Origin of the sequence: Streptosporangium longisporum (genome assembly GCF_039534895.1) — a bacterium.
In the GTDB taxonomy this organism is placed as follows: domain Bacteria; phylum Actinomycetota; class Actinomycetes; order Streptosporangiales; family Streptosporangiaceae; genus Streptosporangium; species Streptosporangium longisporum.
This window is the reverse complement of the sequence record NZ_BAAAWD010000007.1, coordinates 199,127-211,596: the sequence shown is the minus strand read 5'-3', so window position 1 is coordinate 211,596 and position 12,470 is coordinate 199,127. Positions and strand designations below refer to the sequence as shown.

9 protein-coding genes and 1 pseudogene are annotated in these 12,470 nt (G+C 74.3%); 3 read left to right on the top strand and 7 right to left on the bottom strand.

Going from position 1 to position 12,470, the window contains the following annotated elements; translation table 11 throughout:
* Positions 1–34: 34 nt before the first annotated feature.
* Positions 35–1,081, top strand: coding sequence for a DUF695 domain-containing protein (locus tag ABD832_RS13900; RefSeq protein ID WP_344894011.1), 1,047 nt, complete (start codon positions 35–37; stop codon positions 1,079–1,081).
* A 120-nt stretch (positions 1,082–1,201) separates the two neighbouring features.
* Here the strand turns inward: ABD832_RS13900 and ABD832_RS13895 are convergent, their stop codons facing one another.
* Positions 1,202–2,365, bottom strand: a complete 1,164-nt coding sequence (locus ABD832_RS13895) for a cysteine desulfurase family protein (protein ID WP_344894008.1) — start codon at positions 2,363–2,365, stop codon at positions 1,202–1,204.
* 113 nt (positions 2,366–2,478) lie between these two features.
* Between ABD832_RS13895 and ABD832_RS13890 the strand changes: the two genes are divergently transcribed.
* Complete coding sequence (locus ABD832_RS13890) at positions 2,479–2,985, top strand: TetR/AcrR family transcriptional regulator (RefSeq protein WP_344894005.1); 507 nt, start codon at positions 2,479–2,481, stop codon at positions 2,983–2,985.
* 295 nt (positions 2,986–3,280) lie between these two features.
* Positions 3,281–4,486, top strand: a complete 1,206-nt coding sequence (locus tag ABD832_RS13885; RefSeq protein ID WP_344894002.1) for an MFS transporter — start codon at positions 3,281–3,283, stop codon at positions 4,484–4,486.
* 144 nt (positions 4,487–4,630) lie between these two features.
* Here ABD832_RS13885 and ABD832_RS13880 read toward each other — a convergent pair whose 3' ends face one another.
* The 6 genes and pseudogenes from ABD832_RS13880 to ABD832_RS13855 all read right to left on the bottom strand — a co-directional run bounded on the left by ABD832_RS13880 (position 4,631) and on the right by ABD832_RS13855 (position 12,368).
* On the bottom strand, positions 4,631–5,584 hold the full coding sequence (locus ABD832_RS13880) for an electron transfer flavoprotein subunit alpha/FixB family protein (protein WP_344893999.1): 954 nt from the start codon (positions 5,582–5,584) through the stop codon (positions 4,631–4,633).
* 18 nt (positions 5,585–5,602) lie between these two features.
* Positions 5,603–6,382, bottom strand: coding sequence for an electron transfer flavoprotein subunit beta/FixA family protein (locus tag ABD832_RS13875; RefSeq protein ID WP_344893996.1), 780 nt, complete (start codon positions 6,380–6,382; stop codon positions 5,603–5,605).
* 318 nt (positions 6,383–6,700) lie between these two features.
* On the bottom strand, positions 6,701–7,099 hold the full coding sequence (locus ABD832_RS13870) for a hypothetical protein (RefSeq protein WP_344893993.1): 399 nt from the start codon (positions 7,097–7,099) through the stop codon (positions 6,701–6,703).
* A gap of 139 nt (positions 7,100–7,238) precedes the next feature.
* Positions 7,239–7,955, bottom strand: a pseudogene (locus ABD832_RS42130) (serine/threonine-protein kinase); the annotation flags it as partial.
* A 226-nt stretch (positions 7,956–8,181) separates the two neighbouring features.
* Positions 8,182–10,155 (bottom strand): serine/threonine-protein kinase, encoded by a 1,974-nt coding sequence (locus ABD832_RS13860; RefSeq protein ID WP_344893987.1) that lies wholly within the window; start codon positions 10,153–10,155, stop codon positions 8,182–8,184.
* The gene (locus ABD832_RS13855) at positions 10,155–12,368 is read right to left on the bottom strand and encodes a serine/threonine-protein kinase (RefSeq protein WP_344893984.1); all 2,214 of its coding nucleotides are present in this window, start codon (positions 12,366–12,368) and stop codon (positions 10,155–10,157) included. The genes ABD832_RS13860 and ABD832_RS13855 overlap by 1 nt, the downstream gene beginning before the upstream one ends.
* Positions 12,369–12,470 lie beyond the last annotated feature (102 nt).

Genomic DNA, 12,470 nt, shown 5'->3' with positions numbered 1-12,470 from the left:
CAGGTGCCCCGGCGGGCTGGGAGAATCCGGGGTCATGCGACTGTTCGGGCGGAGGAACGAGCCCGCCCCCGATCCCGCGGGCGGCATCGCCGAGTTCTGGGCGTGGTGGGCACAGGCCAGGCCCGAGCTGGACGCGATGGCCGCCGCGGGCGAGACCGGGCGGCTGGCCGAGTGGATCGGCCCGGCGGTACAGGTCGTGCACCCCTCGCTGGTCTGGGAGATCGTCCCCGGCCGGGCGGCCGGACGGGCCCTGGTGGTCACCTCGGCCGGTGACCCGGAGCTGCGTCCCACCGCGCACCGCTGGGCCGCCGCGGCCCCGCCCGCCGACGGGTCGTGGGAGTTCCACCCGTCCCGGCGGGCCGCCCCGGACCCGACGGGCCTCGTCCTCGACGCCGGCGGCTACGAGCTCGCGCTCGACGGGCTGGTGCTCGGGCTGCGCGTCCCGCACGGCAGCCCCCGGATCGACGTGGTCGCCCATCACCCGGTCTTCACCCTGCTGGAGGAGGAGACCCGTACCGAGGCGGCGCTGCTCGCCCTGGACCGGCTGCTCGGCGAGGACGAGGTGGCCCGCTGGGTGGGCGACGTCTCCGCCGCGGCCTACGAGCCGATCGACGCGGTGCCCGCCGTGCACCTGCCGGGCGTGGTCGCCGACCTGGCCTCCGGGTACCGGGACGAGCAGTGGGCGCTGCTGGAGGGCCGGACCGCCTCCGGTGCCCGCCTGGTCGCCACCGCCCGCCACCCCCTCCGCCCGGTCGACCACCCCCTGCTCGACCAGCACATCGAGATCACGCTCCCGTACGCGCACCGGGACGCCGAGGGGCTGCCCGCGGGGTCGTCGCTGGAGGCGCTGCGCGACGTCGAGGAGCGCCTCGCCGGGCGGATCGGCCGGCTGAACGGCCGCGCCGTCCTGGCCGCGCACCTGAGCGCCGAGGGACAGCGCGTGCTGCACCTCTACGCCGACCCGGCGAGCGAGGCGGCCTCCTGCGCCAGGGAGCTGAGCGCGGGCTGGGAGGAGGGCCGTCCCCGGGTCGACGTGACCGCCGACCCCGGCTGGATCGCCGTCTCCCCTTTCCTGACCTGACCGGCTCGGCGGCGCAGCGGCCCTCGGCGGCGCACCGGCCCGGGTCGGCGGGTGAGCCCGTGCCCGCCCAGGCCGTGTCGGTGCGGGCCGGTGCGGGCCGGTGCGAGGCTCAGGCCCGGGTCAGCTCAGGCCCGCGCGGCGGGCCCGCTCGACCGCGAGGCCGATGACCTCCACCAGCCGGTCCACGTCCTCCTCGGTCGAGGTGTGTCCCAGGGAGAAGCGCAACGAGCCGCGCGCCCGGTAGCCGTCGGCGCCCATCGCGAGCAGGACGTGGGAGGGCTGCGCCACCCCGGCCGAGCAGGCCGAGCCGGTCGAGCACTCCACGCCCTTGGCGTCCAGCAGCATGAGCAGGGCGTCGCCCTCGCAGCCGGGGAAGGAGAAGTGGGCGTTGCCGGGCAGGCGGTTCACCGGATCACCGTTGAGGATCACGTCCGGGACCGCCAGGCGGACCCGGTGGATCAGGTCGTCGCGGAGCCCGGACAGGCGGGCCGCGGTCTCGGCCTGGCGGGCCACCGCGATCTGCACGGCCGTGGCCAGCCCCGCGGCGGCGGGCGCGTCGAGCGTGCCGGAGCGCACGTCGCGCTCCTGGCCGCCCCCGTGCAGCACCGGCACCGGGTCGACGCCCCGGGCCAGCAGCAGGGCGCCGACGCCCATCGGCCCGCCGACCTTGTGCCCGGAGAGCGTCAGCGCGTCGGCCCCGCAGTCGGCGAAGGACACCGGGAGCTGGCCGACCGCCTGGACCGCGTCGGTGTGGAAGGGGATGCCGTGCTCCCGGGCCGTCCCGGCCAGCGCCTCGACCGGCTGGACGGTGCCGACCTCGTTGTTGGCCCACATGACGCTGATCAGGGCGACGCTCGCGGGGTCGCGCTCGACGGCCTCCCTGAGCGTGTCCGGGCTCACCCGGCCGAACTCGTCGACCTCCAGCGGCTCGACGGTCGCGCCCTGGTGGTCGGCCAGCCAGTGCGCCGGGTCCAGGGTGGCGTGGTGCTCGACCGCGCTGATCAGGATCCTGCGGGCACCCGTGGCGCGCCGGGCCCAGTACAGCCCCTTGACCGCCAGGTTGTCGGCCTCGGTGCCGCCGGAGGTGAAGACGACCTCGCTGGGACGGGCACCGAGGGCGGCCGCGATGGTCTCCCGCGACTCCTCCACGACCTGACGGGTACGACGGCCCGCGGCGTGCAGCGAGGAGGCGTTCCCCACCTGGCCGAGCTGGGCCGTCACGGCCTCGATCGCCTCGGGAAGCATCGGCGTGGTCGCCGCGTGATCGAGATAGGCGGACTTCACGACCGCATTCCCCTCCCCAAGTCGGCTGTCAACCTCCCCAGGGTATCCGCGCCCGTCGAGGAGCTCACCCCCGGAGTTGACCACTGAACCGTCCAGACGGTACAGTCGTCTTCATGAGACGGGAAGAGCTGTTGGACGCGGCGGAGGATCTCCTCGGCGACCAGGGCTCCCAGGCTCTCACCCTGGCGACCGTGGCCGAGCGCGCCGGATGCAGCAAGGGCGGCCTGCTCTACCACTTCGGCACCAAGGAAGCCCTGATCAAGGGCATGGTGGAGCGCCTGATCGAGGAGTTCGACGAGCTCGTCGCCGCGCAGGGCCACGACACCTACACGAAGAACTACCTGGCGGCCACGTTCGCCGCCGTGCAGAGCGGCAGGTTACGGCGCTGGGCCGTGGTGACCGGCGCCTCGGGCAACCCCTACCTGCTGGCGCCGCTGCGGACGGCGATGGCCCGCTGGCACCGCGAGGGGCTCGGCGACGAGCCGGATCCGGAGGCGGCGCAGATCGTGCGCCTGGCCTGCGAGGGCCTGTGGGACGTGGCCAGTCACGACCCCGACCTCTACGACGCCGGGCACTACGCGCGTCTGGAGAGGCGCCTGCTGGCGCTGCTGGCCCCCTGACCGGAGCCCTGCCGCACTGATCGTAAGGCCTGCCGGGCCTCCCGCCGGATCCGGCGTCCCACCGGGCCGGTCACGACCCTGTCGTCCGGGTCACCCGGGTCTCCCGGGCCTGCCGACTGATGACGACGACTTCGACGGCCTCGACGGCCTGATCACGGCCTCGCCGATCGATCACCCACCCCAGCGGGGTGCGGCCCCCCGACGGATTGGCGGTCGCTTCCGCCTGCGCGGAAGCGACCGATTCTGTTGTGCCCGCTCCGCACTTTGTCAAAACGTGTATTGAAAGGACTTCGTCATGACCCGCGACCTGAGGACGGCTCGAACCGGAGCGGTTCTCACATTCGTGCTCGCCGGACTGCTCTGTGGATCGATGACCGTTCGCATCCCGGCGCTCTCCGACAAACTCGGCCTGTCCGAGGCGTCGGTGGGTGCCACCCTGCTCGTCTGGGGGCTGGGGGCGCTCGTCACCATGCAGTCCATGCGCGTGGTGATGGCGCGCGTCGGCAGCCGGAGCGTCCTGCGGGTCGCGGCCCCCCTCACCGCGGTCACCCTGGCCCTGCTGGCCCTGGCGCCGTCGTTCCCGCTGGCCCTGGCCGCGAGCGCCCTGTTCGGCATGGCGTTCGGCGCGGTGGACGTCGCGATGAACGCGCAGGGATCGGTGGTCGAGCGCGCCTACGGGCGCCCGCTGATGAACGGCATGCACGCGGGCTGGTGCGCCGGGGCGATCTCCGCGGGCCTGCTGGGCGCCGCGGCCATCGCCGCGGGGCTGCCGATCACGGTCCACCTGACCCTGGTCGCCCTGCTCGCGCTCCCGGCGACGGCCTTCGCCGGCCGTACCTGCCTGCCCGACCCGGTGGTCTCCCCCGGCCACGACGGCGCCGCACCGGCCGCCCGCCGGCGGATGCCGCCGGTGGTCTACCTGCTCGGAGTGATCGCCTTCTGCGCGTTCATGGTGGAGGGAACGGTCGCCGATTGGAACGGTCTATACCTGCGTGACGTGCTCGGCGCCACCGAGGCGGCAGCCGCGCTGGGCTACCCGATCTTCGAGGCGGGCATGCTGGCCGGGCGGCTGACCGGTGACCGCGTCCGGGCCCGGTTCGGCGCCCGCGGCATGATGGTCGCCTCCGGCCTGGCCACCGCCGCCACCTTCGGCGTGGTCCTCACCGCTCCGACGGCGCTCGTCGCCCTCTCGGCCATGCTCTTCGTGGGCGTGGCGGTGGCGACGGTCTCGCCGATGGCGATGTCGCTGGCGGGCGGCGCGACCGCCGACCCCGGACCGGCCATCGCCCAGACCGGCGCCATGGGGTACGCGGGGCTGCTGCTGGGGCCGGTGCTCATCGGCTTCCTGGCCGACGTGGCCACGCTCAGGGCGGGCCTGGGCATCGCCGTGGTGCTCGGGGTGCTGATCGCAGCGCTCGCCTGGTTCCTGCCCCGTTTCCGCGCGACGGCCCTGCCCGTCCCGGCGCGGACCGCCCCGCGCGAGCTGTCCATGGCGGCCTGAGAGGACGTCCCGGCGGCCCGGAAGGCTCCCTTCGAAAGGGCCGCACCCTCCGGAGGGGCCGCCTGCCGGGGACGCACACGCCGGGGGCCTCACACGCCGGAGGGCCGGACGGTTCGCACCGTCCGGCCCTCCGGGTGAGGCCGATCACTTGCGCTTGCCGACCTCCTGGGTCAGCTGCGGGACGATCTGGTGCAGGTCGCCCACGACCCCGAAGTCGGCGAGCTCGAAGATCGGCGCCTCCGGGTCCTTGTTGATCGCGAGGATCGTCTTGGCGGTCTGCATGCCGGCCCGGTGCTGGATGGCCCCGGAGATGCCCGCCGCGATGTAGAGCTGCGGCGAGACGGTCTTGCCGGTCTGCCCGACCTGGAACTGGTGCGGGTACCAGCCGGCGTCGGTCGCGGCGCGGGAGGCGCCGACGGCCGCGCCGAGCGAGTCGGCGAGCTCCTCGATGATCGAGAAGTTCTCCGCCGAGCCCACGCCCCGGCCGCCGGAGACCACGATCGCGGCCTCGGTGAGCTCCGGGCGCGCACCCTTGTCCTCCTTGACCCGCTCCACGATCCTGGCGCTCTTGGCGGCGTCGGAGACGGTGAAGGAGACCTGCTCCTCGGTCCCCGCGCCGGTGGAGGCCTCGACCGGCGTCGCGTTGGGACGCACCGCGATGATCGGGATGCCCTTGGTCACCCGGGAGCGGACGTTGACGCCGCCGCCGAAGATGGACTGGTCGGCGACCAGGCCGTCCTCGATGCCCACCACGTCGGTGAGCACGCCGGAGTCGGTCTTGATGGCGAGGCGCCCGGCGATCTCCTTGGCCTCGGCCGTGGCGGCGACGAGCACCGCGACCGGGGACTTCTCGGCCACCAGGTGGGCCAGCAGCTCCGCCTTGGGGGCGACGACGTAGTCGGCGACCTCCGCGGAGTCTGCCAGGTAGATCTTCTCCGCGCCGTACTCGGCCAGCCTGGCCTGGGCCTGCGGGGAGTAGCCCGCCCCGGTCCAGACCGCCGACGGGGTGCCCAGCCTGCGGGCGAGCGTCAGCAGCTCGAGGGTGACCTTCTTCACCTGGCCTTCGACATGCTCGACCAGAACGAGAACCTCAGACATTTCCAGCTACCCCCGCTCTCAGACGAACTTCTTCGACGCGAGGAAGTCGGCGGCCTTCACGCCACCGTCACCCTCGTCCTTGACCACGGTGCCGGCCGCGCGCGCCGGGGCGGCCTCGAAGTCGGCGACCTCGCTCCAGGAGTTGACCAGGCCCACCTGGGAGGCGTCGATCTCGGCGTCGGCGACGCCGAGCTTCTCGACCGGCTTCTTCTTGGCGGCCATGATGCCCTTGAAGGACGGGTAGCGCGGCTCGTTGATCTTCTCCACGACGGAGATCACGGCGGGCAGCGAGGCCTCGACCCGGTCGTAGCCGTAGTCGGTGACGCGGTGGATGGAGATGGCGCTCCCGTCGACCTCCACCTGGTTGGCGAAGGTGAGCTGCGGCACGCCCAGGCGCTCGGCCAGCATGGCGGCGAGGACGCCGGTGCGGGCGTCGGTCGACTCCGAGCCGAGCACGACCAGATCGAAACCGATCTTCTTGAGGGTCTGTGCCAGGGCGTGGGAGGTGCCCAGCGTGTCCGAGCCGTGCAGCGCGTCGTCCACCAGGTGGACGGCCTTGTCGGCGCCCATGGCCAGGGCCTTGCGGATGGTGTCGCTCGCCTTGTCGGGGCCCATGGTGAGGACGGTCACCTCACCACCGTGGGCCTCCTTCAGGCGCAGCGCCTCCTCGACCGCGTACTCGCACAGCTCGTTGATGACGCCGTCGGCGGCGTCGCGGTCGAGCGTCTTGTCATCGGACTTCAGCTTGCGCTCGGTCGCCGTGTCGGGGACCTGCTTCACGCAGACGACGATGTTCATGGCCGGTGGCCGACCTCCCGTGTTCGCGTACGCCACCGCGTCGCTGCGGTTGACGCCGGCTCGGTACGTGCACGCGGGGCACGTGCACGCGGTGCCAAGACTGCCACGTGCCCGGAGGCGGTGTGGCAGCGGGTGACCCGGTCGGGACATGCCCCGTCCCGGCCTCCCGAGATTATGTTACCCATCGGTAGCTTAGGTGCAAACCGCCAGGTTGCGCGGCTCGCACCGGACCGCCGGAACCTTCCCCGGCGGCCACCCCCCTACCATACCGAACTATGTTCCGGTGGTGGCGCGTGCCCCCGGGTGCCGACGGTGGGCTCAACCGGCGATCAGGATCGCGACCAGCACGAAGATCACGGTCCCCAGCGCGAGCGCCAGCGTGAGGGTGCTGAAGAACGTGCCGAGGACCGCCCAGAGCGCGGCGGTCCCGGCCGCCGCGGCCAGGTCCACGACCAGGCGCCCGCGGTCCCGCCGGGCGAACAGGGCGATCCCGGCGTCGGCGAGCAGCACCGAGCCGTACCCGGTCAGCAACAGCAGCGACACCTCGGGCAGCGGGTCGGAGGCGGTGGCCGCCGCCAGCGAGACGAGCAGGCCGGTGCCCACCACCCAGCGGCGGTGCAGGACGGCCCTGCGACGCTCGGCGGCCTGTTCGGGCGAGGGCTTCCCCGCGGGCGGGCGGCGGCCCGGCCGCCACTCGCGGGTGACCAGGCCGTGCACCGCGGCCTCGCCCGAGCCCCGGGACCACCGCCCGCGCGGCTCCGCGACGACCGGCCGCGGGGGGCGGGGCGACGCCGAGCCGGGCCAGGAGCGCGTCCGCGGGCGGCCGGGCGGCCGGATCGCGCAGCAGGCACTCCCGCAGCAGCGGCTCCAGCCATCCCGGGACGCCCTCCAGGTCCGGCGGGTGGTGGACGACCCGGTAGCCGATCGCCGACGCCGGGCCCGTCCCGTAGGGGTGCCGCCCGGTGGACGCGTACGCCAGCGTCGCGCCGAAGGCGAAGACGTCGGCCTCGGTGCCGGACCCGGTGCCCTCCAGCACCTCGGGCGCCAGGTAGCCGGGCGTGCCGAGCACGGCCCCCGAGGCGGTGACCGAGGGCGAGTCGAGCGCGCAGGCGATCCCGAAGTCGATGACCACCGGCTCCCCGTCGGCCAGGATCACGTTGGCGGGCTTGAGGTCGCGGTGCACCACCCCGGCCGCGTGCACCGCGGCCAGGGCCTCGGCCAGGCCACGGGCCAGCCTCGTCAGGTCGTCACCGCCGACCGGGCCGTCCGCGGCGATCACCGCGCTGAGCGGCCGGCCCTGCACGTAGCGGGTGACCAGGTACGGGCGGGCACCGGTCAGCGAGGCGTCCAGGACCTCGGCGACGTGCGGGCCCTGGACCAGCCGCATCGTCTCCACCTCGCGGGCGAGCCTGGTCAGGGCCGTCTCGTCGGCCGCCACGTGCGGATGCAGGATCTTGACCGCCACCGTGCGCCCGCCGGGGTCCAGCGCCAGGTGGACCTCGCCGAAACCTCCGGCGCCGAGCTTCGACAACAGGCGGTACGGACCGAGCTTCTCACCGTCCGGCGCGACCATGCGACTCCTTCGGCTCGTCTTCTCCATCGTGCCGCAGGAAGGCCGATCCCGCACCGGGTCCGGGCCGCGGACGTCCGCGCCGGACGCGGATCGGGCACCGGGCGGACGCGCGGGCCGGGACCGCCCGGACCCCGGAGCGGGCACGCCGGGCGGACGTGCCCGGCGGGGACGGCCCGGGCACCGGGGGTGACGCGCCCGCCGGGGCGGGTCACCCCACGGCGGGCCGTCACTTCCAGAACGTCAGGAACCCCAGGCCGAGGCTCTTCATCAGGTCGTCCACCAGCCCGGTGACGAGGTCGAACGCGCCCATCGCGCCCTCGTTCGCCGACCGCCGCCACTGGTCGGTGAGGTCCTTGACGGCGTCGGTCGGGTTCTGCCACGGCTCGAAGGACGGGACCACGCTCAGCGCGGCCATCACCGCGAAGAACGCCAGCGTGCCCAGGACGATCGTGGTCACCATGCCCGCGCCGGGGCTGCGGATGACCGCGCTCAGCGTGCGGGCGACGGCCTTCCTGGGCTTGCCGCCACCGGGCAGCAGGAACAGCCCGGCCACGAAGGCACCGGCCGCGTAGGCGGCGGCGAAGTTCCTGTTCATGTCGCCGGCGTAGACCAGGAACCCCCACACGCACATGCCGAGCATGATCGACAGCCCGGCGGTGATCGCCGTCCCGAACGCCGACCTGATCAGCGCCCACGGCGTGCCGACCAGCGCGAGCAGGGGGTCTCCGGCGCTGTTGCCCCGGATGGAGCGGCGCTGGGCCAGGTCGGCGAAGAGGTACTCGCCCACCCGCAGGCAGAGCGCCGCGGCCACGGCGAACACGCCCACCACGACCGGCAGCACGCAGGCCAGCGCCACGAGGATCGTCAGCAGCAGCATCCCGGCCAGCGGGTGGGCGGCGCGGTAGCGCTCCCGGGGCGGGGTGCGGGGTGCGGGCTGCGCGCGGCCCGAGGGCTGCGTCGGGACGTGCGGCCGCGACCGCTCCGGCGGCGGGTACGGCCTCGCCTGGCCGGTCGGCGGCGGGGCCGGGTACCCGGCCACCCGCTGGTCGGGGTAGGGCGGCGGGGCCGCCGCCCTGGCCTGCGCCGAGGGCGGGGCCGGGACGTACGGCGGGGGCCGTGAGGGATTGGCGGCCGGCGTGTACGGCGGGGGCGCCGCCGCGCCGGACGCCTGCCCGCGCTCCTGCCGGGGCCGGCGCTCACGCCGCTCCGGCTCGGCGTACCTGACCGGCGGGAGCAGGTCGGAGTAGCCCGAGGCGTCCTGCGGCAGCGCACGGGTGCCGTTGACCGGCGGGGGCGGGGCCTGGCCGTCCAGGACCTTGGTGCCGTCGGCGTCGAGGACCCTGGTCCCGCCGGCGTCCAGGACCGAGGTGGGCGGGGTCTCCTGGAACGCCGTCACCGCCGGGTCCAGGTCGCGGGCCAGCCGCAGCAGCTCGACGGCGACCGGCCGGGCGGCCGGGTCGACGGCCAGCGCCCGCCTGAGCCAGCCCCGCAGCCACGCCGGGGCCATGTCGATGTTGGCCCGGCCCTCCATGATGTTGAAGCAGACGACCTCGAAGCTGCCGGTGCCGAACGGCGGCTTGCCGGTCGCGCCGAAGAAGACCGTCGAGGCCAGCGCGTGCACGTCGGCGGCCTGGGTGATCTCCGAGTCCCGGATGATCTCCGGGGCGAGGTAGCCGGGCGTGCCGACGAACATGCCGGTCTGGGTCAGCCGGGTGGCGTTCACCAGGTGCGCGATGCCGAAGTCGATGACCAGCGGGTCACCGTTGACGATCATGACGTTGGACGGCTTGAAGTCGCGGTGGATGACGTCGGCGGCGTGGATGGCCACCAGGGCCGCGCACATGCCCCGCGCCAGCCGTATGACCTGGTCGTCGGGGAGCGGGCCGTCCTGCAGGACGGTCTCCTCCAGGGTGCGGCCCGGGGCGAACCGGGTCACGATGTAGGGCTGCCTGGCCGTCAGCTCGGCGTCGAGCACCTCGGCGACGTGCGGGCTGCGCACCCGCCGCATGGTCTCCACCTCGCGGGTGAGCCGGTCGCGGGCCTTGAGGTCGGCGGCCACGTGGGGGTGCAGGACCTTGACGGCCACCTCGCGCCCGTCCTCGTCGAGACCGAGGTGGACGACGCCCATGCCGCCCTCGCCGATCTTCCTCAGCAGCCGGTACGGCCCCAGTCTCTCGGGCGCCCGCGTGTCCCCCGTCATCAGGCCGCCTTCTTTCGTAGGTCGTCCAGTTCGTGTACCACCTTTTTGACCATTTCGTCGCTGACCGGCGCCCACACCGCCTTCCGTGCTCCACCGCCCACCGTGCCGCTCGCCACGAAGAGCACCGCCACCGTCACCGCGGCCAGCGCCGCGGCGGCGACCATGGCCGCGCCGCGCGACGGCAGCAGTGATGCCAGCGTACGTCGCATCTGGCGGCCGGGGCCTTCCACACCGGGTCCGGCGCAGACGGTCCAGAGCGCCACGGCGGCGCCACAGCTCAGCGCGTTGGTGACGGGCATCCGCCCGACCAGCACGGTGAGCAGGAGCGTCACCGGCAGCCCGAGGATCAGCGCGTACGGCACGAGGGCGGCGGTGATGCCCGCCGACTTCAGCAGCGCGGCCGGCCGGCCGAGCACGCGCAGCACGTCGGTCGCCGCGGCACCGGCCGACCTGCGCACGCTGAGCACCGGCTGGGCGATGTCGGCGGCGCGCAGCAGGATCACCGCCGGGATCACCACCACCGCGACGAGCACCGGGGCGAGGACCGCCGCGACCGTCATGACGGCCAGCATCAGCAGGCTCGCCACCCCGTACGCCTTGGAACGCTGCAACGCGTTCCCCGGCCGCTGGCCGGGGTGCAGCGGCGTGGGCGCCGGAGGCTGCGCGACGGGCTGGTGCTGGTACGGGTTCTGGGGATGCTGGGGGTGCTGGGGGTACTGCTGCGGCTGGGGGTGCGGGTAGGGATAGGGCGGCGGCACGGCGGGACGCGGCCGGTGCGGGGTCTGCTGCTCGAACGGCTGCGGGTGCGGGTAGGGCGGCGGACCGGCCTCGGGCGCCGCCCCACCGGCCTGCATGCCCGCCTGGGTGCCGGAACGGTCCCCCGGCCGGTCCCGCGTGCCCGGCGCCCCCTGCGGGTCGCCGTAGCGGCGGATGTAGTCCTGCAGGTCCTGCGGCCGGACGCGCTGGGTGGGGATGTCCCCGTCGGGGACGGGCGTCGTGGCGGGCGGGACGCCGGCCGGCGTCCCGGACGCCGCACCCGGGGTGCGGGTGGGGACGTCCTCGGGGGCGAGCATGCCGGTGGGCAGGTCGTGGGAGGAGCGCTGGGCCTCGGCGGCCTGGCGCAGCTCCTCCGGCGTCACCCGGCGGGTGGGCCACGGGTCGGCCTGGTCCTGCCCGAGCAGCGAGACGTACTCGTGGGACTGGGCCGCCGGGGTCGGCGGGGGTGCGACGGGGTGCGGGACGGACAGCCGGGAGGCCACCGGGGTCGGCACGTCGCCCGGGTCGCCGGTGCCCGGGGTCCCCGGAGTGCCCGAGGTCCCCGAGGTCCCCGCGCCGGGCGGGCCGGGGACACCGGTCGCGCCGAACACACCGGAGCCGCGGACCTGGTCGTCGAACGCCGCGACCGTGCTGATCTCGTCGGGCACGGGGTGCCTGCCGCTGGACGGCAGCAGGCGCGCCACCTGCGCGGCCAGCTCGGCGGCCGGGGGCCGCCTGGACGGGTCGCGCTGGAGCGCGGCGCGCAGCACCGGCTGGAGCGGCTGCGGGACGGCGTCGACGTTCGCCTTGCCCGCGGTGATGTTGTAGAAGATCATCTCCAGCGTGCCCTTGCCGAAGGGCGGCTGGCCGGTGGCGGCGAAGACCAGGGTGCCCGCCCACGCGTGCACGTCGACCTCGGGACCGGCCTCGTGCCCCTCGATGATCTCGGGGGCGAGGTAGCCGGGGGTGCCGATGAACATGCCGGTCTGGGTGAGGCGGGTGGCGTCGACCGCCTGCGCGATGCCGAAGTCGATGAGGACCGGGTCGCCGTCCAGGATCAGCACGTTGCCGGGCTTGAGGTCGCGGTGGATCACCCCGACCGAGTGGACCGCGGCCAGCGCCGAGGCCACGCCGTGCGCGACCCGCAGCAGCGCGGGCAGCTCCATCGGCCCGTCCTGCTTGATCACCTCGTCCAGCGGGCGGCCGGCGACGTAGCGCGTCACGATGTAGGGACGGTGACCGGTCACGTCGGCGTCGAGGACCTCGGCGATGTACTCGCTGCGCACGCGGCGCATGGTCTCGACCTCGCGCGAGAGGCGACGGCGGGCGACGTCGTCACCGGCCACCTCGGCGCGCAGGACCTTGACGGCCACCTGGCGGCCCTGCGGATCCACCGCGAGGTGCACCACGCCCATACCGCCCTCGCCGAGCCGCCTCAGCAGTCGGTAAGGACCCAATCGGTCGTCCTGATTCATGGCATGAAGCACCATATCGGCTTAAACCCCACCCACGAGATGAACCATCGGGCCACATTCTCCGACTGAACAACGTCCATGGAA